The organism is Salipiger pallidus (assembly GCF_014643635.1).
GTDB classification, from domain to species: Bacteria; Pseudomonadota; Alphaproteobacteria; order Rhodobacterales; family Rhodobacteraceae; genus Salipiger; species Salipiger pallidus.
In genome coordinates this window covers 155,432-174,897 of sequence record NZ_BMJV01000003.1, presented here as the reverse complement: position 1 = coordinate 174,897, position 19,466 = coordinate 155,432, and the positions used below count along the sequence as shown (strand labels likewise).

At 66.1% G+C, this 19,466-nt stretch carries 18 protein-coding genes; 12 read left to right on the top strand and 6 right to left on the bottom strand.

The genetic code is table 11. The features are described 5' to 3' along the window. The first annotated feature begins 60 nt into the window (after positions 1–60). On the top strand, positions 61–177 hold the full coding sequence (locus IEX41_RS21870) for a hypothetical protein (RefSeq protein ID WP_444544446.1): 117 nt from the start codon (positions 61–63) through the stop codon (positions 175–177). Then, positions 171–491, top strand: a complete 321-nt coding sequence (locus IEX41_RS21865; RefSeq protein ID WP_373285622.1) for a DUF805 domain-containing protein — start codon at positions 171–173, stop codon at positions 489–491. The genes IEX41_RS21870 and IEX41_RS21865 overlap by 7 nt, the downstream gene beginning before the upstream one ends. On the opposite strand, the gene IEX41_RS08820 is transcribed toward IEX41_RS21865, so the two are convergent. Beyond that, entirely contained in the window at positions 386–874 is a 489-nt protein-coding gene (locus IEX41_RS08820) for a peroxiredoxin (RefSeq protein WP_188789876.1), read from the bottom strand. The genes IEX41_RS21865 and IEX41_RS08820 overlap by 106 nt on opposite strands. Before the next feature lie 88 nt (positions 875–962). Between IEX41_RS08820 and IEX41_RS08815 the strand changes: the two genes are divergently transcribed. Both IEX41_RS08815 and rsmD read left to right on the top strand, forming a co-directional pair. Then, positions 963–2,165, top strand: coding sequence for an NAD(P)/FAD-dependent oxidoreductase (locus tag IEX41_RS08815; RefSeq protein WP_188789875.1), 1,203 nt, complete (start codon positions 963–965; stop codon positions 2,163–2,165). Continuing rightward, complete coding sequence (gene rsmD / locus IEX41_RS08810; RefSeq protein WP_229673088.1) at positions 2,162–2,722, top strand: 16S rRNA (guanine(966)-N(2))-methyltransferase RsmD; 561 nt, start codon at positions 2,162–2,164, stop codon at positions 2,720–2,722. The genes IEX41_RS08815 and rsmD overlap by 4 nt, the downstream gene beginning before the upstream one ends. Before the next feature lie 5 nt (positions 2,723–2,727). Here the strand turns inward: rsmD and IEX41_RS08805 are convergent, their stop codons facing one another. Continuing rightward, entirely contained in the window at positions 2,728–3,609 is an 882-nt protein-coding gene (locus IEX41_RS08805) for a mechanosensitive ion channel family protein (RefSeq protein ID WP_188789874.1), read from the bottom strand. Between the two features lie 166 nt (positions 3,610–3,775). On the opposite strand from IEX41_RS08805, the gene map reads away from it, so the two are divergent. The 5 genes from map (at position 3,776) to IEX41_RS08780 (ending at position 10,630) form a co-directional block, all read left to right on the top strand. Continuing rightward, the gene (map, locus tag IEX41_RS08800) at positions 3,776–4,633 is read left to right on the top strand and encodes a type I methionyl aminopeptidase (RefSeq protein ID WP_229673082.1); all 858 of its coding nucleotides are present in this window, start codon (positions 3,776–3,778) and stop codon (positions 4,631–4,633) included. Between the two features lie 264 nt (positions 4,634–4,897). Beyond that, complete coding sequence (locus tag IEX41_RS08795; protein WP_188789872.1) at positions 4,898–6,784, top strand: hybrid sensor histidine kinase/response regulator; 1,887 nt, start codon at positions 4,898–4,900, stop codon at positions 6,782–6,784. Continuing rightward, positions 6,781–7,479: a response regulator transcription factor gene (locus IEX41_RS08790; RefSeq protein ID WP_188789871.1), complete on the top strand. Its 699-nt coding sequence runs from the start codon at positions 6,781–6,783 to the stop codon at positions 7,477–7,479. The genes IEX41_RS08795 and IEX41_RS08790 overlap by 4 nt, the downstream gene beginning before the upstream one ends. Before the next feature lie 104 nt (positions 7,480–7,583). After that, positions 7,584–9,146 (top strand): murein biosynthesis integral membrane protein MurJ, encoded by a 1,563-nt coding sequence (murJ, locus tag IEX41_RS08785; protein WP_188789870.1) that lies wholly within the window; start codon positions 7,584–7,586, stop codon positions 9,144–9,146. Then, positions 9,143–10,630 carry a phospholipase D family protein gene (locus tag IEX41_RS08780; RefSeq protein ID WP_188789869.1) on the top strand — a complete coding sequence of 496 codons (1,488 nt, stop codon included), beginning with the start codon at positions 9,143–9,145 and terminating at the stop codon, positions 10,628–10,630. Before murJ ends, IEX41_RS08780 begins: the two co-directional genes overlap by 4 nt. Positions 10,631–10,636: 6 nt before the next feature. On the opposite strand, the gene IEX41_RS08775 is transcribed toward IEX41_RS08780, so the two are convergent. Further along, entirely contained in the window at positions 10,637–11,320 is a 684-nt protein-coding gene (locus tag IEX41_RS08775) for a rhomboid family intramembrane serine protease (RefSeq protein WP_188789868.1), read from the bottom strand. A 78-nt stretch (positions 11,321–11,398) separates the two neighbouring features. On the opposite strand from IEX41_RS08775, the gene trpS reads away from it, so the two are divergent. Continuing rightward, entirely contained in the window at positions 11,399–12,439 is a 1,041-nt protein-coding gene (gene trpS / locus IEX41_RS08770; RefSeq protein ID WP_188789867.1) for a tryptophan--tRNA ligase, read from the top strand. A 407-nt stretch (positions 12,440–12,846) separates the two neighbouring features. Here the strand turns inward: trpS and IEX41_RS08765 are convergent, their stop codons facing one another. Continuing rightward, positions 12,847–13,464 carry a hypothetical protein gene (locus IEX41_RS08765; RefSeq protein WP_188789866.1) on the bottom strand — a complete coding sequence of 206 codons (618 nt, stop codon included), beginning with the start codon at positions 13,462–13,464 and terminating at the stop codon, positions 12,847–12,849. A gap of 123 nt (positions 13,465–13,587) precedes the next feature. On the opposite strand from IEX41_RS08765, the gene IEX41_RS08760 reads away from it, so the two are divergent. After that, positions 13,588–14,820 (top strand): MFS transporter, encoded by a 1,233-nt coding sequence (locus IEX41_RS08760; RefSeq protein WP_188789865.1) that lies wholly within the window; start codon positions 13,588–13,590, stop codon positions 14,818–14,820. Positions 14,821–14,861: 41 nt separating this feature from the next. Here the strand turns inward: IEX41_RS08760 and smc are convergent, their stop codons facing one another. Further along, the gene (gene smc, locus IEX41_RS08755) at positions 14,862–18,317 is read right to left on the bottom strand and encodes a chromosome segregation protein SMC (RefSeq protein WP_188789864.1); all 3,456 of its coding nucleotides are present in this window, start codon (positions 18,315–18,317) and stop codon (positions 14,862–14,864) included. 189 nt (positions 18,318–18,506) lie between these two features. On the opposite strand from smc, the gene IEX41_RS08750 reads away from it, so the two are divergent. Continuing rightward, positions 18,507–18,962, top strand: coding sequence for a GNAT family N-acetyltransferase (locus IEX41_RS08750; RefSeq protein ID WP_188789863.1), 456 nt, complete (start codon positions 18,507–18,509; stop codon positions 18,960–18,962). A gap of 6 nt (positions 18,963–18,968) precedes the next feature. Here the strand turns inward: IEX41_RS08750 and IEX41_RS08745 are convergent, their stop codons facing one another. Then, positions 18,969–19,322, bottom strand: coding sequence for a hypothetical protein (locus tag IEX41_RS08745; protein ID WP_229673081.1), 354 nt, complete (start codon positions 19,320–19,322; stop codon positions 18,969–18,971). Positions 19,323–19,466: the final 144 nt, after the last annotated feature.

The following is a 19,466-nucleotide window of genomic DNA, read 5'->3' as shown; positions in this document are numbered from 1 at the left end:
TTGCGCAAGTAGACAACTCTCTCGGCACGGGCAAAGCGCCCGGAATTCTGGTGGTTCGCGCTGTTCGTGTTCCTCGGAAACATCGTGCTAGGGATCGTTGATGCGATGATCTTGGAAGCACAGCCGGTAGTGCGCAGATCTCGGTACTTGGGTCGATCTTTGGTCTGGCCGTGCTGATCCCCAATCTCGCGGTGGGCGCGCGGCGGCTGCATGACATCGACCGTTCAGGCTGGTGGCGTCTTCTGACGCTCCTCCCGGTCATCGGGCTTCTGGTGCTGATCGCATTCATCACCCAGAAGGGCCCATTCGGTTCGACGCGCCAGCCCCCGCGGCCTGACCGCGGTGGGAACAGGGGGGCGCCGCAAACCCAGCGCCCCGCCCTAGATCACATCTCCGCCAGCAGGCTCTCGCCCGCGGAGATCTCGCATTCGCCGGGGCTGGCCTCGGCGTGCAGCAGGGTGACCGTGCCATCCTCGACCACCATCGCGTAGCGCTTGGAGCGCTTGATGAGACCGGCGGGCGGCGCGGTGAAATCCATGCCGATGGCACTGGTGAACGCGCTCTCGGGATCGCCAAGCAGGGTGATGCCCGCTTCGGACGCTCCGGTGGACTTGCCCCAGGCGTCCATGACGAAGGCATCGTTCACCGACAGGCAGATGATCTCGTCCACGCCCTTCTCTGCAAACTGGTCCTTCGTGCGCACGAAGCTGGGCACATGCGCCACGCTGCAGGTGGGGGTGAAGGCGCCGGGCACGGCAAAGATTACCACCTTGCGGCCCTTGAGCTTGTCCGACAGCGCCACCTGTTCGGGGCCGTTCTCGCCCATGGCGAGGAGGGTTGCGTCGGGAAGGGTATCGCCCTTGGAAATGGCCATTGTGCACGTCTCCTTGCGTTGCGTTCTGACGTTTCAGGGATATAGGCTGCGCGGCAATCGGACCACTCTTAAAAAAGGAAGGCAGGGCATGGGGAAAGTCGTTGTGATCGGCGCGGGGCAGGCAAGCGCCTCGATGGTGGCGCGGCTGCGCTCCAAGGGGTTCGACGGGCAGATCACCATGATCGGGGACGAGTCGTTCCCTCCCTACCAGCGCCCGCCACTGTCCAAGGCCTACCTGCTGGGCGAGATGGAGGAGGATCGCCTATTCCTGCGCCCCCGCGCTTTCTATGACGACCAGAACATCGAGCTGATTCTCGGCACGCCGGTGACGGCAGTGGACACAGAAGCGCGCACATTGATCGCAGACGGACGCAAGATCGAGTGGGATGACCTTGTGTTCTGCACAGGATCTGCCCCGCGCATGCTGCCCGAGGCCATCGGCGGCACGCTGGACGGGGTCTTTGCCGTACGCTCCATCGCCGATGTGGACGCCATGAAGCCCCGCTTCACCCAAGGTGCCAGAGTGCTGATCGTCGGCGGCGGCTATATCGGCCTCGAGGCGGCGGCGGTGGCGTCCAAGCTGGGCCTGAAGGTGACGCTGGTCGAAATGGCAGAGCGTATCCTGCAGCGCGTCGCATCGACCGAAACCTCGGATTACTTCCGGGCATTGCACATCGCCCATGGCGTCGACATCCGCGAGGGCGTCGGACTTGGGCGGCTGACCGGCGACGGGGCCGTGAGCGGGGCCGAGCTGACCGATGGCACCACGCTGGACGTGGATTTTGTTATCGCGGGCGTCGGCATCCTGCCGGGGATCGAACTGGCCGAGGCCGCGGGCATCGACATTGAGAACGGCATCCGCACCGATGCCACAGGGCGCACCTCGGCGGCAAACGTGTGGGCGGCAGGCGATTGTGCGTCGTTCCCGTGGAAGGGGGACCAGATCCGGCTGGAAAGCGTGGGCAATGCCATCGACCAGGCGGAATGCGTGGCGGACAACATCATGGGCGAAGGCCGCGCCTACGAGGCCAAGCCGTGGTTCTGGTCCGACCAGTACGATGTGAAGTTGCAGATCGCCGGGCTCAACGCCGGATATGACAGCGTCGTAGTGCGCAAGACCGGCGATGCGGTGTCGCACTGGTATTACGCCGGGGGCACGCTTCTGGCGTTGGACGCGATGAACGATCCGCGCGCCTACATGGTCGGCAAGCGCCTGATCGAGGCCGGTAAATCCCCTGCCCCCGAGGCCGTTTCCGACCCCGAAACCGAGCTGAAGGCGCTGCTCAAGTGAGGATCATTGCCGGGGACTGGCGCGGCCGCGCGCTCACCGCCGTAGGCAAGGGCGATCCGGGCGCGCATTTGCGCCCCACCACCGACCGCGTGCGCGAGAGCCTGTTCAACATGCTCGCCGGGGGCCGCTTCGGCGAGCCTTTCGAGGAGGCGCAGGTGCTCGATCTCTTCGCCGGGACCGGGGCTCTGGGGCTCGAGGCGCTGTCGCGCGGGGCCAGCGCCTGCACTTTCGTCGATGACGGGCGCAAGTCGCTGACCCTGCTGCGCGGCAACATCCGTCTTCTGGGTGCCGAGGACCGATCGAAGGTCATCGGCCGCGATGCCACCCGCCTGCCAAGCAACGACGGAGAGGCCGCAACCCTCGTGTTCCTCGACCCGCCTTACGGCAAGTCTCTGGGCGGCAAGGCGCTTCTGGCGGCGGATCGGGCGGGGTGGATCGCGCCAGGTGCCCTTGTGGTCTGGGAAGAAAATACCCCCCAGCTTGCACCGGGGGGCTTCGATCTTCTCGATACGCGGCGCTACGGCGACACCCACGCCACCGTGCTGCGCCGGCTCTGAGGCGCTTACTGCGCGGCGATCTTCGCCGCGTCGTCCTCGCCCTCGATATACAAGGTGCGGGTCGGGAACGGGATCGGCACGCCCGCCGCGTCCAGCGCTTCCTTCACGGCCCGCGTCATGTCCGCCTTGTAGACGAAGAAATCGGCCGAGCTGACCCATACGCGCACGAGGAAGTCCACGGAGCTGTCGTTGAGGTTGTTGACCTGGATGAACGGTTCCGGCTCGGTCTTGGAGCGTTCGTCCGCCATGATGGTATTGATGATGACCTCATGCGCGGTTTTGAGGTTCGCGCCGTAGCCAACGCCGAAGGTCCATTCCGCCCGGCGGGTGGTGTAGACCGAGTAATTCTCGATCACGTTGCCCCAGACCTGGCTGTTGGGCACGATCACCTGGGTGTTGGACAGCGAGGCCAGCTCGATCGTGTTGAGCGAGATGTCCTTGACGGTGCCCATTTCGCCGGCCACCTCGATGAAATCACCCAGCTTGAAGGGGCGGAAGAGGATGATCATCACGCCCGCCGCCACGTTCGACAGCGTGCCCTGCAAGGCAAGACCGACCGCAAGGCCAGCGGCACCAAGGGCGGCGATGATCGAGGTCGTCTCGATCCCGAGATTGTTCAGCAGGATCAGGATCGTGAAGATCATCACGATGTAGCGCGCGATCTGCCCAAGGAAGGTGAATAGCGTATCGTCGAGCCTTGCCCGGCCCGCAGAGATGTTGGCGATGCGCCGCTTCAGCCAGCCCGCGAAGAGAAGGCCGACGATCAGGATCAGCAGGCCCGTCACCACGTTGCCCAGCAGAGACGCAAGGAAGTCGAGGGTCAGGACATCGGACAACGACGTGCCGTTGTAGATGTCGGTGTTCAGGATATTCTCAACTTGTTCCATCGGTCGAAAAAGGCCTCTTTCAGATACATGTTACGGTCGTCCCTCCCGTGTGCCGGGGCGGCGCCCGACGCGCAAGAGCTAGGTCGGCCTTCCGGCTTGGGTACTGGCATTTGCCGTCGATGGGGATTAAATGGGGGAAACACCCAATTTTCCGGAGCGTGCAGCCTTGAGAAATGACACTGGCGGCCGTCTCACCCGTGACGGCATCCGCATCCACGAGCCTCAGGACTACGCCGGTATGGCCGCCGCCGGGGCGATCACCGCGAAGATCCTCGACGACGTGGCCGAGATCATCCACCCCGGCCAGACCACGGCCGCCATCGAGGCCTTCATCCGCGACGCAGTCGAGGCTTCGGACGCCACCTCGGCGACCATCGGCTACAAAGGCTACCAGCATGCCAGCTGCATCTCGGTGAACCACGTGGTCTGCCACGGCATTCCGGGCAGCAAGATCCCCAAGTGGAAGAACGACAGCCACGGGCGAACCGACGACACGCTCCAGGATGGCGACATCCTCAACATCGACGTGACGGTGATCCTCGATGGCTGGCACGGCGATTCCAGCCGCATGTACGTGGCTGGCAAGCCCAAGCCCTTTGCCCAGCGCCTGATGCAGGTGACCCACGATTCGCTGATGCTCGGCATCGAGCAGGTGAAGCCCGGCAACACCTTCGGCGACATCGGGCACGCCATCCAGAGCTATGTCGAGGCGCAGCGCATGTCCGTGGTACGCGATTTCTGCGGCCATGGGCTGGGCCAGGTGTTCCACTCACCGCCCAACGTGCTGCACTACGGCCGCGCCAGCAGCGGGCCGGTGCTCGAGGAAGGGATGTTCTTCACCATCGAGCCCATGGTGAACCTTGGCCGCCCCGAGACCAAGGTGCTCAAGGACGAGTGGACCGCGATCACCCGCGACAAGTCCCTGTCGGCTCAGTTCGAGCACTCCATAGGCGTGACCGCAGACGGGGCGGAGATCTTTACCCTGTCGCCGGGCGACTGTTTCTTCCCCGGCGCGGACGAATAGGGCAGCGGGGGCTCTGCCCTCCCTTGGCTTCGCCAAGTCCCCCCGGCGTATTTTCAAAGAGAAGAAGACGAGGCGCGGCGCCATAGGCCCGCGCCTTTCTCGTTTCCGGGGCGCGTATTTCGAGCGGTTCGTTTCGAGGGGCAGATCTCCAATGGCGCTACGTTGCGTCTGGCACCCGGTTTGCGTGGCTGCGGGCTGGTGCTTTGTTAAAGGCTCGCGCATTCTTCCCCTACTCCGGGAGGGGGCCTTGGGAGGGGCGGAAGGATGAGCAAGGACGCGTTGACGCAGGCGGGGCTGAACCTGATCCAGCAGGCCCTGTCGATCTATGACAGCGACCTGCGGCTGGCAGTCTGCAATCGGCCCTTCGTGGAAATGTTCGAGCTGCCCGAGCGGCTGGCCGTCGAGGGCGCGGATTTCGCCGAAACCATCCACCATCTCGTGACGCGCGGAGAGTACGGCGACGTCGCCGACGTGGACGCCTTTGTGCGAGCGCGGGTCAAGCAGGCACGCGCCTTCGAGCCCCATTACATGGAGCGCGAGCGGGCCTCGGGTCAGGTCATCTCGGTCGAGGGCTCGCCCCTGCCGCAGGGCGGCTGGGTCACGGTCTATACCGACATCACCGCCACCCGGCGGCAGGAGCGGCTTCTGCGCACCCGCTCCGAGCTGCTGTCGGGCGAGGTGCTGGCCCGGTCCGAGGCGCTTGCGGCATCGAATCGCCAGCTGGCCGCCGCCAATGCCGCGCTGGCCGAGGCGCAGCGGGAACTTCGCGAGATAGAGGCGCGCACCCGCCTTACCACCGAGATGATGCCCGCCCATATCGCCCGGGTGAATGCGAGCCTGCACTACACCTTTTCCAACCGCCGCCTGCCGCTGGTGATGCCGGGTCGGCCTGCGGATATCATCGGGCTGCATGTGCGCGATGCCTTAGGGGCGGCGCAGGAAAAAGTGGTTCCCTGTCTGCATCGTGCCCTTGCCGGAGAGCAGAGTGTGCTGGAGTTCACTGACGACGGATCGTCCCGGCGTATCCGGGCGGTGTTCACCCCCGACCCCGCCGAACCGGGGGTCTATATCCTCAGCCATGATGTCACCGAGGAAACCCAGGCGCGAGCGGCGCTGCAACAAACCCGGCGCAGAGAGCTTGCGGCGCAGCTGACTTCGGGGCTGGCGCATGATTTCTCGAACCTTCTGACCATCATCCTCAGCATGCAATCGCGGCTGGCTCGGCTGGTGGACCAGCCCGAGGCCGAGCCGCTGATCACCGCCACCACACGGGCCGCTCGGCGGGGCGGCGATCTGCTGGGACGGATCGCGGACATGACCAGCCACCGATCGTGGCGGCCCGAGGCGGTCGCCCTGCGCCCCTTCCTGCGCGAGATCGAGGTGCTGGCAACCCCGTCCCTGCCCGCAGGCATCGCCTTCGAAGTCCTGGCAGAGGCAGAGGGGGAGGTCCTGCTCGATCCCGGGATGCTGCAGGACGCGGTGCTGAACCTGCTGCTCAATGCCGCCGATGCCTGCGGGGGCCACGGGCACATCCGACTGGCGGTGCGGACGATCCGGGACACCTGGCTCGAGATCGAGCTGCGCGACAGCGGCACCGGCTTCAGCCCCCATGTCATGGCCCATGCGCTGGACCCGTTCTTTACCACCAAGGGCGGCGAGGGATCGGGGCTGGGGCTGGCGATGGTCTACGACATGGTCAAGCTGGCCGGGGGCGACATCAAGCTTGGCAACCACGAGGGCGGCGCCGTGGTCACCCTGCGCCTGCCCCTGCGACGGGCCGAGGCGTTGCCGCGGCAGGGGCTCGTGCTGCTGGTGGAGGACAGCCTCGAGCTGCGCGCCGAGGTGCGCGAGATGCTCACCGCCTTGGGCTACAGCGTGGTCGAGGCCAGCTCTGTCGACGAGGCGGTGATGCTGGCCGAGGGGTTGCCGGTGGAACTGGTGCTCTCGGACATCACGCTGGAAGGCGAGGCCTCCGGCACCGCCCTGCCCGGGCTGCTGCCCCACCTGCCGGTGCGGCTGATGACCTCGCTCCCGCCCGGACACGCGCTGCATATCGAGGCGTTGCGCCATGGCCCGGTGCTGGCCAAGCCTTTTGGCAGCGAGACATTGGTGGCCTTTCTGGAAACGGATTCGAAACGGAGGCGCGCATGAGCAAACTGGTCTTCATCCTCGACGACGAGGCGGCGATCCGATCGATCCTCACCGACGCGCTGACCGAGGCGGGCTTTCGCACCGCGAGCTTTGCTCGTGCCACGGAATTCGAGGCGGCGCTGAACCGTTCGGTGCCGGACATGTGCCTTGTCGATCTGGGTCTGCCGGACCGGGACGGACTGACCCTCGTGCACCGGCTGGCACTCGAGGTGGGGGCGGCGGTAATCATCATCTCGGGTCGGGCGCAGGTTCAGGACCGGGTGACGGGGCTGGAACTCGGGGCCGATGACTACATCATCAAGCCCTTCGATCCCGCCGAGGTGGTCGCCCGCATCCGCGCCCAACTGCGCGGCCCCCGGCAGGCGCAGCAAGGCGGCAGCACCGCGCAGTTTGCCGGCTGGACTGCCCATTTCGACCGTTACACGCTTCAGGATGCGGACGGCAGCGAAACGCCGTTTTCCCATGCGGAGGGCGAAGTGTTGCGGCTGTTCCTCGAAAGCCCCAAGCGACTCGTCAGTCGCGCACAGATGCAGGAGACTCTTGGCGGCGCGGCAGGCGCGAGTTTCGACCGTGCCATGGACGTGCGCATCTCGCGGTTGCGCACGAAGCTGAGGGAAGATCCCAAGAATCCTCGTCTCATCAAGACCATATACGGGGCCGGCTACATCTTTGTCGGCGACGTGGAGTGGAGCTGAGCTCTGCCACCGCGAGCCCCTTCCGCAAGCATTGACGATCCGCTAGGGATTGGCGTCAGCGCCGGTTGGGACCAGCCGGAATCCATTGCAAGGGCCGATCCAAGATGAAACCCATCCGCCTGCTTTCAGGCTTCATGACCGTGGGGTTCTGGACCCTCGCCAGCCGGGTGCTGGGCGTGGTGCGAGAAATCTTCATCCTTGCCTATATTGGACCCGGCCCGGTGATGGACGCCTTCGTGGCCGCCTTCCGCCTGCCCAACATGTTCCGCCGTTTCTTTGCCGAAGGAGCGTTCAACGCGGCCTTCGTGCCGATCTTTTCCAAGAAATACGAAGGCGAGGAAGACCCGCTGGGCTTTGCTCGCGATGCGCTGAACGGACTGGCCTTCGTGCTTCTGGTGATCTCGGCGCTCGCGATGGTGTTCATGCCTGCGCTGGTCTGGGCCACCGCCGGAGGCTTCGCGCAGGATGCGCGGTTCGACCTGACCGTAGGCTATGGCCGGATCATCTTCCCTTACATCCTGTTCATCTCGCTGGCGGCCCTGTTTTCCGGCGCGCTCAACGCGGTGGGCTATTTCGCGGCCGCCGCCGCGGCGCCGGTGATGCTCAACATCATGGTGATCGGCGCCATGCTGATCGGCGCATCCATGGGCGGCGACGTGATCGAATGGCTGGTCTGGACCGTTCCGCTGGCCGGAATAGTGCAGCTGGCGCTGGTCTGGATCGCCGCCGAGCGGGCGGGGATCAGTGTGCGCCCCGGACGCCCGCGCTTGACGCCCGACATGAAGCGGCTTGTGCGCGTGGCCGTGCCCGCGGCGCTGGCCGGCGGGGTCATGCAGATCAACCTTCTGGTGGGGCAGCAGGTCGCCTCGCAATTCGAGAAGGCGGTGGGCTGGCTCTATGCTGCTGACCGGCTCTACCAGCTGCCGCTGGGCGTGGTGGGCATCGCCGTTGGCATCGTGCTGCTGCCGGACCTGTCGCGCCGGCTCAAGTCGCAGGACGACGCCGGGGCGCGGCATGCATTTTCCCGCGCCGGGGAAATGGCGCTGGCGCTGACCATTCCCGCCGCCGTGGCGCTGGTGGTAATCCCGCTGCCCATGGTCTCGGTGCTGTTCGAACGTGGTGCCACCAGCCGGGCGGACAGCCTTGCCATCTCGATGGCGGTGGCGATCTACGGGCTGGGGCTGCCGGCCTTCGTGTTGCAGAAGGTGCTGCAACCGCTGTTCTTCGCCCGCGAGGACACTCGCACCCCATTCCGCTACGCGCTGTGGTCGCTGGCGGTGAATGCGGTGCTGGCCATCGGGCTCGCCCCGGTGCTGGGCTGGATCGCCCCGGCCATTGCCACCACCGCGGCAGGCTGGGCCATGGTGATCCTGCTGGTCTTCGGCGGCCGCCGCCTCGGGGACACCGCCCGCTTTGACGACCGATTCCGCAGGCGGATCTGGCGCATCATAGGTGCCTCTTTGGTGATGGGAGCAATTCTCTACGGAACCTTCCTCGCGCTCGAGCCTTTTCTGAATATGAACTACTGGCGCTATCCGACCCTGCTGCTGTTGCTGAGCGTAGGCATCGTCTCCTATGGCGTGGCCGGTCAGGTGATGGGCGCCTTCCGGCTTGCGGATTTCCGCACTGCCATGCGCAGAAATCGTAGGAAGGACCCCGATTCGTGAGCCTGACGTCACTGATCACTGCCGCTGAGGGCTTTCCCGCACTGGAACGACTTGCCGCCTCCGCCAAGGAGGAGCTGGTCATGTCCTTCCGCATTTTCGAGCCCGAGACCAAGCTGCGCAGCGCCGAGCTGATCGAGCGCGGCCTCGAAACATGGGCCGACCTGCTGGCAGATATCGCCCGCAGTGGCGTGAAGATCCGTATGGTGCTGTCGGACTTCGACCCGATCTTCGCCTCTGACCTGCATCAGCTTGCATGGCGGTCCGCCAGCGGGTTCGCCCAGATTGTTCACGGCGACGTGCGCATTGTCTGCGCTCCCCACGGCCAGCTTGCCGGACCTTTCTGGCGTCTCGCCATGCGGGGACGGATCGGCGGGCTTCTGCGTAAGCTGCGCGAAGAGGATTCGTCGCTCCTGACCCCGGTGCAGCGCACCTTGCTCAAGGGACAGGTCCGGCTGCGCCCGGTGACCATCCACCAGAAGTTCATGGTGGCCGATGGCGCCCGCAGCATCATCGGCGGGCTCGACGTCAACGAACGCCGCTGGGACGATTTCGAGCATGACCGTCCTACCGAGGAGACATGGCACGATGTCTCCATGCAGGTGGACGACCCGGACTTCTCTGCCGCGCTGCGTGTGCACTTCTCGGACACGTGGAACGCCGCTCTCGATTGCGGCAGCCCGAGCCTCAACGGTGATGCCGAGAAGATGCCCAGCAGCGTGCGCCCTCAGGCACCTGCGGACATGCGCCTTGTCCGGACCATGTCCATGCCCTGCAGCGGCCCGGCGCGGCTGGCGCCACAGCCATCGGTCTATGACCACGAGAAGATGATGATCGCGCTGGCCGGGGAGGCTCAGCATCACATCTACATCGAAACGCAGTTCCTGCGGCACAAGCCCATTGCAGATGCACTGGTCCGCGCCGCCAAGCGGGCACCCGACCTGCAGCTGGTCGTCATCCTGCCCCCCGCCGCCGATCGTGTGCTCTTTGACAGCGACGTCGGCTGGAGCGCGCGCTACGGCCATTCCCTGCAGACCCGCGCGGTGACCAAGATCGCCAAGGCCTTCGGCGATCGGCTGGCGCTCATATCGCCCGGCCAGACGAAGCAGGCCAAGGACGATCTGGCACGCGTGCTGGACGCGGGGCCGATCTACATCCATTCCAAGGTCACGTTGGTGGACGACCGCGTGGGCATGGTTGGGTCGGCCAACCTCAACGGACGGTCGATGCGCTGGGACACCGAAGCGTCGGTACTGTTCCGCGACCCCGAGGCGGTCAAGGAGCTGCGCGAGCGGCTGGCGGCCAAGTGGCTGGGTCCGCGCCTTGGGGCGGGGTCGACCACGCAGGCACGGACGTGGCGTCAGGCGGCACTGGCCAATGCCGCCAAAGATCCGGTCGATCGCGACGGCTTTGCCCTGCCCTATCCCTCCGCGACCGGGCGGCGTTTCTCGCGCGCGATGCCGTTCCTGCCCGCTGACATGTTCTGAGGCGGCTCAGTCCCGGCGCAGCTTCGCCAGAAGCCGCGCCCAGCCGCCCGGCACCATGACCAGCGTCATGGCAAAGCCAACCGCAAAGCCCGCGAGGTCGGCGATCCAGTCCTGCGATCCGCCAAAGATCAGGCCGAACAGCAGCTGGATGCCCAGCAGCATCCCGATCAGGGAAAATGCCCTGACCTGGCTTTCTCCGAGGATGCCCAGCCGCAGCCACAGCAGGTAGGTGAAGCCGCCGATCAGCCCGTAGACCGGCGGAAAGGCCCCGATAAGCGGCACCTGCGTATCCGCCAGCAGCCCGTAGGCCAACGCGCCGCCAAGGCTCGAGGCGAAGAAGATCGCCACGGTGCGTACCGGCCCCAGCGCCTCGGCCACCATCTTGCCCATGGCCAGCAGCATCACCCCGGCAAACAGCGCATGGGTAAACGAGCCATGCACGAACGGGTAGCTGACGAAACGCACGAGGTGTTCTGGTGGGAAACGTCCTGTCTCGAACATCCAGGACAGCACCTGCGGGAAGAAGGCAAATCGCTCCATCGCCGCGAGCCGCCAGCCCACCGCGCCGGGGCCGCCCACGAGGCCGGAGGCGCCAAGCGAGAACGCCGCCTCGATGCCAACGATGACGATGCAGAGCGCCAGCACCACGGGCGGCACCGGGTTCATCGGATTCATCGGGGACTGGTTCATGGTCTGGCTCTTTCTTGACGCTTCCTCGGGGCATGGGTAAGCCAGCCCTACCCGAATTTCCAGACGGAGTATCAGCCCATGTCCGAGGCGGTTCAGAACAACCCCGCCTTCACCCAGCGTGTCTTTTCCGGCATCCAGCCGTCCGGTGGACTTACGCTTGGCAATTATCTCGGCGCCATCAAGCGCTTCGTGGACTGGCAGGCACGTGACATCGAGACCATCTATTGTATGGTCGACATGCACGCCATTACCGTCTGGCAGGATCCCGAAGCGCTGCGCAAGCAAACCCGCGAGCTGGCCGCCGGCTACATCGCCGCCGGGGTCGATCCGGCGAAGTCGATCATGTTCAACCAGAGCCAAGTGGCCGAACATGCGCAGCTGGGCTGGATCTTCAATTGCGTTGCCCGGCTTGGCTGGATGAACCGCATGACCCAGTTCAAGGACAAGGCGGGCAAGAATGCCGAGAAGGCATCCCTTGGCCTTTATGCCTATCCTGCGCTGATGGCCGCGGACATCCTGCTCTACCACGCCACCCACGTTCCCGTGGGCGAGGACCAGAAGCAGCATGTGGAACTGACCCGCGACATCGCGGCCAAGTTCAACCACGATTACGGTGTCGATTTCTTCCCGATGACCGACCCGGTGATCGAGGGCGCGGGCACCCGCGTCATGAGCCTGCGCGACGGGTCAAAGAAGATGTCGAAATCCGATCCGTCGGACGCCAGCCGGATCAACATGACCGATGACGCCGATGCCATCGCCAAGAAGATCCGCAAGGCCAAGACCGACCCCGAGCCCCTGCCTGAGACCTTCGAGGCCCTCAAAGACCGCCCCGAGGCCCGCAACCTCGTCAACATCTACGCGGCGCTGGCGGAAACCAGCACCGACGCGGTGATGGCCGAGATGGCAGGCAAGCAATTCGGCGAGTTCAAGCCGCTTCTGGTGGACCTCGCAGTGGATAGGCTCGCGCCGATCTCGACCGAGATGTCGCGGCTGATGCAGGACCCGGCCGAGATCGACCGCATCCTTGCGGGCGGCGCAGACCGCGCCCGTGCCATCGCGGCACCGATCCTGCAGCGCACCTACGAGATCGTCGGCATGGTCGGCGCCCGCGTCTGATGTCGTGAACTGAAGGGTCGGCCCGCATTGGTGGGCCGACCTGCCCCGCCTTCGGCCCGATCAGTGCCTGAGGCCACCCGCATCGGCGTGGCACAGCTGCCAAGCGCCGGCAGCGGGTTACCGAGAGCCACCCTTCGACAGCCCCCGATGCGCGGAACCGCACTCCAGCGCTCGACCCTGCGCGCCGCACCATTCCGGCGCAAGATGTGGCAAGGCCCGAAGCACCAGCACGGCACCCACGGCAAGCGGCAGCACGGTACGCCTGCCAAGCGACAGCGCACGGACCACAACGGCGGTCCGGATGCCCTGCCCAATCTCAAACGACCAACGTCACGACCTGCGGCGGCTCTTCCTGCCTGCATCCAACAGGCAGAGCGTACCCTGCTCCCCCTTACAAAGGGTGCCCCTCAGCGCAGGCGGGCGGACAGACGCAGCGCGTGGCTCGGGTCAGTGGCGCAGGCGGGCATGACCGGCGAATAGGCCGCCGCCAACAGCCCCGCGACGTCCGGGCGCAGCACCACACGGCCATCCTCGAGCCGGCCCAGCGGAGAACGTTCCGCGAAGGCACCTTCGGACCAGCTGAGCATGATCTGCACCACCTGCCCCAGCTCCAGTTCGTCCGCGGGCTGCGCCGCGATGGCCTCGTCCACACGCAGGAACACGAAGGCCGCCTTGATCGCACCCTCCGCGTCGAAGCGCAGCACACGGTACTGGTTCGCCCCGGCCTGTGCCAGCCGGGCCACCAGCGGCTCCAGCCCGTCGATCATCCGGCCCAGATCAGGCACCGCCAAAAGCTCGGCCCAGTCGCGGAAGAAGAAGACCATGGCATTGGCGCCAAGCTCGGGGTCGGTTTCCGCCATGCGGTGCCCGGCCACGACACAGACCGCCTCGAAAGCGCCCTTGAGCGTGGCGATGGTGGCATCCTCGACGCCGAAGACGATGGGCGCAATGGGCCGCCCCCAGCGAGCGCAAAGATAGCTGCCATCCGCCCGGGTGAAGAGCGGCTCGATGTCCTGCGGCTCCATGGCCTGTCCTCCTGTCGGTCGGCCCCTGTCTATGGCGGTGCCTAGGAGATTTGAAGGCCTCCCCGGCCCCGGACCGGGCTGAATCCTGTCGCCAAATCCATGAAACCGCCCTATCGAGTGTGCATGACACGCTCACTTCCCCTTACCGATGCCCGGTCCCTGCCGCTCTGGCGCCGCCCCGTCGCGCTTTTGTTCGCCATGGCCGTGGCCATGCCACTGAGCTTTGCCACTTGGTCGGCGCTGCTCAACAACTTCGTCATCGACGCGGCGCAGTTCGACGGGTCCGACATCGGCTGGCTGCACACGGTGCGCGAGATCCCCGGTTTTCTTGCCATCGGGGTGATCCTCGTGCTGATGGTGATGCGCGAGCAGGTGCTGGCCCTGTCGGCGCTGGCGCTGCTGGGGGCGGCCACGGCGATCACCGCGCTGTTCCCGAACATGGCGGGGATTCTCATCGTCACCATGCTAAGCTCGATCGGCTTTCACTACTACGAGACCGTGAACCAGAGCCTGCAGCTGCAATGGCTTCCCAAGGACCGCGCGCCGCAGATGCTTGGCTGGCTTCTGGCCGCCGGAAGCGGGGCAACGCTGATCTCTTACGGGCTCATCGTGCTCACGTGGGAGGCGCTCGATCTGTCCTACAACACGGTTTACATGGCCTCGGGCGGGCTGACGCTGCTGATCGTGGGCTATTGCGCCATCGCCTTCCCGCAGTTCGAAAGCCCCACCCCGCAGCTCAAGAGCTTTGTGCTGCGGCGGCGCTACTGGCTCTATTACGCGCTTCAGTTCATGTCGGGGGCACGGCGGCAGATCTTCGTCGTCTTCGCCGGCTTCATGATGGTGGAACGCTTCGGCTTCGAGGTTCACGAGATCACCGCACTGTTCCTCGTCAACCTGATCGCCAACATGATCTGCGCGCCACTCTTGGGCAAGGCAGTGCACCTGTTCGGCGAACGCCGGGTGCTGATCGTCGAATATGTCGGACTGACGCTGGTGTTCCTTGCTTACGGCGGGCTCTACTGGTTCGGCTGGGGCGTGCTGCTGGCCGCTGTGCTTTACGTGATCGACCACATCTTCTTCGGCCTCGCACTGGCGCTGAAGACCTATTTCCAGAAGATCGCGTCGCCCGAGGACATCGCCCCCACGGCCGCGGTGGCCTTCACCATCAACCACATCGCCGCGGTGATCCTGCCATTCGCGCTTGGCTACCTGTGGCTGGTCTCGCCGGGGGCGGTGTTCGCGCTGGCGGCCTGCATGGCGCTGACCTCTCTGGGCCTCGCGCTGATGATCCCCCGCCATCCCACGCCGGGAAACGAGACCGTGTTCACCTCTGCCGTAAAACGGGCGGTGGCCTGAACCAGACCACCGCCCTCTATTCAGCCTGAGCCAAGATCGCCTCAGGCGACCAGCTTCTCGGCCTTCTTGAGATCCACGGACACCAGCTGCGACACCCCCTGTTCCTGCATGGTCACGCCGAACAGGCGGTCCATGCGGGACATGGTGACCGCGTGGTGGGTGATGATGAGGAACCGCGTGTCGGTACGGCGGCACATCTCGTCCAGCAAATCGCAGAAGCGCGTCACGTTGGCATCGTCCAGCGGCGCGTCCACCTCGTCCAGCACGCAGATCGGCGCGGGGTTGGCCAGGAACACCGCAAAGATCAGCGCCAGCGCGGTCAGGGTCTGTTCGCCGCCCGACAGCAGCGACAGGGTCGACAGCTTCTTGCCCGGCGGCTGGCACATGATCTCGAGCCCCGCCTCGAGCGGGTCATCGGATTCCACCATCACGAGGTTCGCCTCGCCGCCGTTGAAGAGGTGCTTGAACAGCATGCTGAAGTTGCTGTTCACCTGCTCGAACGCGGTCAGAAGCCGCTCGCGGCCTTCCTTGTTCAGGGAGGCGATGCCAGCGCGCAGGGTGCCGATGGCCGCCTCGAGGTCGGTTTTCTCGGCCACCAGCGCATCATGCTCCTGCCGGACCTCGGCGGCGTCCTCCTCAGCGCGCAGGTTGACGGCACCGAGGGCGTCGCGCTGGCGCTTGAGGCGGTTCACCTCCGCTTCGAGCTCGGCGCTGGGGTGCATCTCGGACGCTTCGACGCCCAGCCGTTCCAGCAGCGCCTCGGGGGTGGTCTCCTGCTCTTCGAGGATGCGGGCGGTGGCGGCGGCAACGGTCTCGCGGGCGGCCTCCACGCGGGTCTCGGCACGGGCGCGGGTCTCGCGCGCTTCCGAGGCGCTGCGTTCCGCGTCCCGCTCGGCGGCGATGGTGGTGCGCAGATCCTCTTCGGCCCGCCAGAGCGCTTCCGACGCCGCGCCCTTGCGGGCCTCGGCCACGGCGATGGCCTCACCCAGCTCGGCACGTTTCTCGCGCAGCTCCTCGGGGACCTGCGCGGCCTCGTAGAGTTCATCCTCGGTCGCCTGCTTGCGCTCGGCCAGCTCGCTACCGCGCTTCTCGGCGGTGTCGAGGCGATTGCGCCAGCCGGCAAGATCCTTTGCCACCTGCTGGATGCGGCCCTTGCGGGCCTCGCCCTCGCGGCGCAGCTCGTCATGGGCCGACCGGCGGGCCATCATCGTCATGCGCGAGGCTTCAACCGTCAGCTTGATGTCTTCGACCACCGCGCGGGCGGTCTCGAGATCGCCCAGCTCCTCCACCGCGCGCTCGGCCTCGAGCACCTGCTTGCGGGCAAGCGTGGCCTCGTCCTCGTGGCGGGTCACGGTCACGGCAAGGGTTTCCAGTTTTCCCTCGGCCATGTTGCGGTCCGCCTCGGCGCGGTTCATGGCGCGGGTGGCGTCGTTGAGCTTCTGGTCGGCCTCGCGCCGGGCCTCGCGGGCGGACTTGTCCGCTTCGGTCAGCTCGGCCAGCCGGGTGACAAGCGCCTCGTGCGCCGCCCGCATGCCGTCCACGCGGGCGGTGACCTCGGCCATCTCCTGCTTGAGCGTCTCGAGCTTGTTGAGCTGTTCCAGCCGCAGCGCGGCGGCAGAGGGCGCATCCTCGGCCCAGGCGCGGTAGCCGTCCCAGCGCCACAGGTCGCCCTCGAGGCTCACCAGCCGCTGGCCCGGCGCCAGCTGCGCCTGCAGGCGGGGGCCGTCGTCCGCCTCCACGAGGCCGATCTGACCCATGCGCCGCTCAAGCACCTCGGGCACCGATACGTGATGCGTCAGCGCAGTGACCCCTGCGGGCAGGGGCTGGTCGGTGTCATACTTCGGCTGCACGGTCCAGCCGGTGGGGCCGTCGGCCTCCACCTCGGGCGCGCGCAGATCGTCGGCAAGCGCAGCGCCAAGCGCCTTTTCAAAGCCCTGCTCCACCTGAAGCCGGTCGAGGATCTGGCCGCCTTCGGCAGTGTCGCGTTCCACGAGCCGAGCAAGGGCGGTGACCTCGGCACGCAGGGCGTTGAACTCGCCCTCGGCCTCGGAGCGTTCGGCACGGGCCTCGGCTTCGCGGGACTGCACCTCGGTGCGGGCTGCGTCTGCGTCGATCAGCAGCTGCTCGGCGCGCTCGGCCATAGCCTCGGCTTCATCGTGGCGCGCTTCGGCCTCTTCCATGGCACCCGACGCCCCTTCGAGGGTCGCCTTGGCGGCGACCACCGCCTCGCGGGCACTGGCGGATTCAGCCTCGTGCTTTTCCAGCGTCCGGCGGCTGTCCGACAGGTAGCGGTGCGCCGATTGGTGGCGGGCGGCAAGGCGCGCCATGTCCTCGGTGTACTGCGCCAGATCCGCCTCGCGCTTGGCCAGCACCGTCGCGGCCTCGGCGGCAGCCTCTGACGCTTCCTCAAGACGGTCATCGTGGCCGTCGACAGCGGCGGCGAGCCGTTCTCTTTCGCGCTCAAGCTGGGCGATGCTCTCGCCAGCGTCGTGGTTGAGGCTGGCTTCGCGCTCCATGTCACGGGCCATCTGCTCGATGCGGTGGGTGAGCGCGGCAATGGTCTGGGCGGCGCGGCTTTCCTGTTCGGTCAGCGCATCCCGCTGCACCCCGAGCCGCTGCAGAACGGCGGCGGCGATGGCCTCTTCCTCGCGCAGGGGCGGCAGCGCCTCTTCTCTCTGCGCGCGAGCGGCCTCGGCGGCGCGGGCGGCGCTTTCGGCGGCGGCGGCGGCGGTCACGGTGGCCCCGTGGCCGGCTTCGGCCTCGAGCCGCGCCTCGTCGGCATCCCGCCAGCGGCGGAACAGCAGCAGCCCCTCGGCGTGCCGCAGGTCGACGCCGATGGCGCGGTAGCGGGCCGCCTGCCGGGCCTGCCGGTCCAGCTGACCCAGCTGCCCGGCAAGCTGTTCGATCACGTCATCAACCCGCAGCAGGTTCGCCTCGGCGCCCTTCAGCTTCAGCTCCGCCTCATGGCGGCGCTGGTAGAGCCCCGAGATCCCGGCAGCTTCTTCGAGGATGCGGCGGCGGGCCTTGGGCTTGGCGTTGATCAGCTCGGAGATCTGCCCCTGCCGCACCAGCGCCGGCGAGGTCGAGCCGGTGGAGGCATCGGCGAACAGCATCTGCACGTCGCGCGCCCGAACGTCCTTGCCGTTGGTCTTGTAGGCCGAGCCCACGTCGCGGGTGATGCGCCGCGTCACCTCGAGCTGGTCGGCATCGTTGAAGCCCGCAGGTGCCAGCCGGTCCGTGTTGTCGATGGTCAGGCAGACCTCGGCGAAGTTGCGGGCGGGGCGGGACGACGCACCGGCGAAGATGACGTCCTCCATCCCGGCGCCGCGCATCGCCTTGGCGCGGGTTTCGCCCATCACCCAGCGCAGCGCCTCGAGAAGGTTGGACTTCCCGCAGCCGTTCGGGCCCACCACGCCGGTGAGACCCCGCGCAATGACAAGATCGGTTGGATCGACGAAGCTCTTGAAGCCGGTAAGTCGGAGGCGTGAGAACTGCACGTGGACCTGCCTTGATTCCAGTTTTTCGCCATTTTGACGTTTACAGACAGATGGGTCAATCAACCCGGTCAGGATATGGAGGTTTTCGACGTCATATCCACAAGATATTGCGATATTCACCACGAAAGCGTGTCTTGACGGTTTTGTAACGAAGGCGTTTCATCATCGGACCTGCAAGGAGCTGCCGCCATGACGCTTGCCATACACACCGTGTCCCCGCGCGACCCCCGCGCCGCGGCTTTGCTCAGCGAAAGCCATGCGCTGATGAACGCGCTTTTTCCGCCCGAAGAGAACCACATGCTCGACCTCGAGGCGCTCTGCTCGGACGAGATCACCTTCTTCTGTGCCGAAAGCGGCGGTGAGCTTCTGGGCTGCGCCGCTCTCGCACGTCGCGACGGCTATGGCGAGGTGAAATCCATGTTCGTCGTGCCTGAAGCGCGGGGAATAGGGGTCGCCCGGCGACTTCTTGCCCAAGTGGAACAAACCGCACGTGCCGAACAGCTGCCACTTCTGCGGCTCGAGACCGGGGACAGGCTGGCTGCGGCAGTGTCGCTCTATGAGCGGCAGGGGTTCATCCGGCGTGACGCCTTCGGAAGCTACCAGCCCAACGCCTCAAGCCTGTTTTATGAAAAGCCCATGGCGTGACGCGGCTTACCCGAAATCCTGCCAAGTGATGATGCCCCGCCTCGGGCGTTTCGGTGGCGCCGCCCCGTCACACGACAGCCCCACCCAGAGCATCGCGGGATCGCCAGTCACCCATTCAGGGCTGCAGCCAGTCTCAAGGTGCACGGCCTTCTGCGCACGCGCCGCAATGACGGGATAGCGGGCAGGAAACTCAGGGCTTGTGCGGATCACCTCCGCCACGTCGTCGCGTACTCGGATGGAAAAGCGCGATCCTTCGACCTCGCGCTCGACGGACGGCACACCGTAGTATCCGGTGCTGGGGAACGTACACGCAGTGGTCCCAAGACAGGCTGACAGGGCGAAGAAGATGGCTTTGATCATCTCGCGATCATGCCGCCCCTTAGTTAAGCCAAAGTTAATCCCCGCCTCTAGCGGCTGACATGTCTTCCGGTCAACCCGGCTGACCTTGTCACCCCCTCCCCACTCACATCGGGCAGCCCGCTCCATGCAGTCCCCGCATGGCGG

What these genes read in the sequence shown, in the direction of transcription:
- IEX41_RS08805 (WP_188789874.1), bottom strand. Translation starts at nt 3,609, where the DNA reads ATGGAACAAGTTGAGAATATCCTGAACACCGACATCTACAACGGCACG.
- IEX41_RS08815 (WP_188789875.1), top strand. Translation starts at nt 963, where the DNA reads ATGGGGAAAGTCGTTGTGATCGGCGCGGGGCAGGCAAGCGCCTCGATG.
- IEX41_RS08765 (WP_188789866.1), bottom strand. Translation starts at nt 13,464, where the DNA reads ATGGAGCCGCAGGACATCGAGCCGCTCTTCACCCGGGCGGATGGCAGC.
- murJ (WP_188789870.1), top strand. Translation starts at nt 7,584, where the DNA reads ATGAAACCCATCCGCCTGCTTTCAGGCTTCATGACCGTGGGGTTCTGG.
- IEX41_RS08745 (WP_229673081.1), bottom strand. Translation starts at nt 19,322, where the DNA reads ATGATCAAAGCCATCTTCTTCGCCCTGTCAGCCTGTCTTGGGACCACT.
- IEX41_RS08790 (WP_188789871.1), top strand. Translation starts at nt 6,781, where the DNA reads ATGAGCAAACTGGTCTTCATCCTCGACGACGAGGCGGCGATCCGATCG.
- IEX41_RS08760 (WP_188789865.1), top strand. Translation starts at nt 13,588, where the DNA reads ATGACACGCTCACTTCCCCTTACCGATGCCCGGTCCCTGCCGCTCTGG.
- trpS (WP_188789867.1), top strand. Translation starts at nt 11,399, where the DNA reads ATGTCCGAGGCGGTTCAGAACAACCCCGCCTTCACCCAGCGTGTCTTT.
- IEX41_RS08795 (WP_188789872.1), top strand. Translation starts at nt 4,898, where the DNA reads ATGAGCAAGGACGCGTTGACGCAGGCGGGGCTGAACCTGATCCAGCAG.
- IEX41_RS08775 (WP_188789868.1), bottom strand. Translation starts at nt 11,320, where the DNA reads ATGAACCAGTCCCCGATGAATCCGATGAACCCGGTGCCGCCCGTGGTG.
- IEX41_RS08750 (WP_188789863.1), top strand. Translation starts at nt 18,507, where the DNA reads ATGACGCTTGCCATACACACCGTGTCCCCGCGCGACCCCCGCGCCGCG.
- IEX41_RS08820 (WP_188789876.1), bottom strand. Translation starts at nt 874, where the DNA reads ATGGCCATTTCCAAGGGCGATACCCTTCCCGACGCAACCCTCCTCGCC.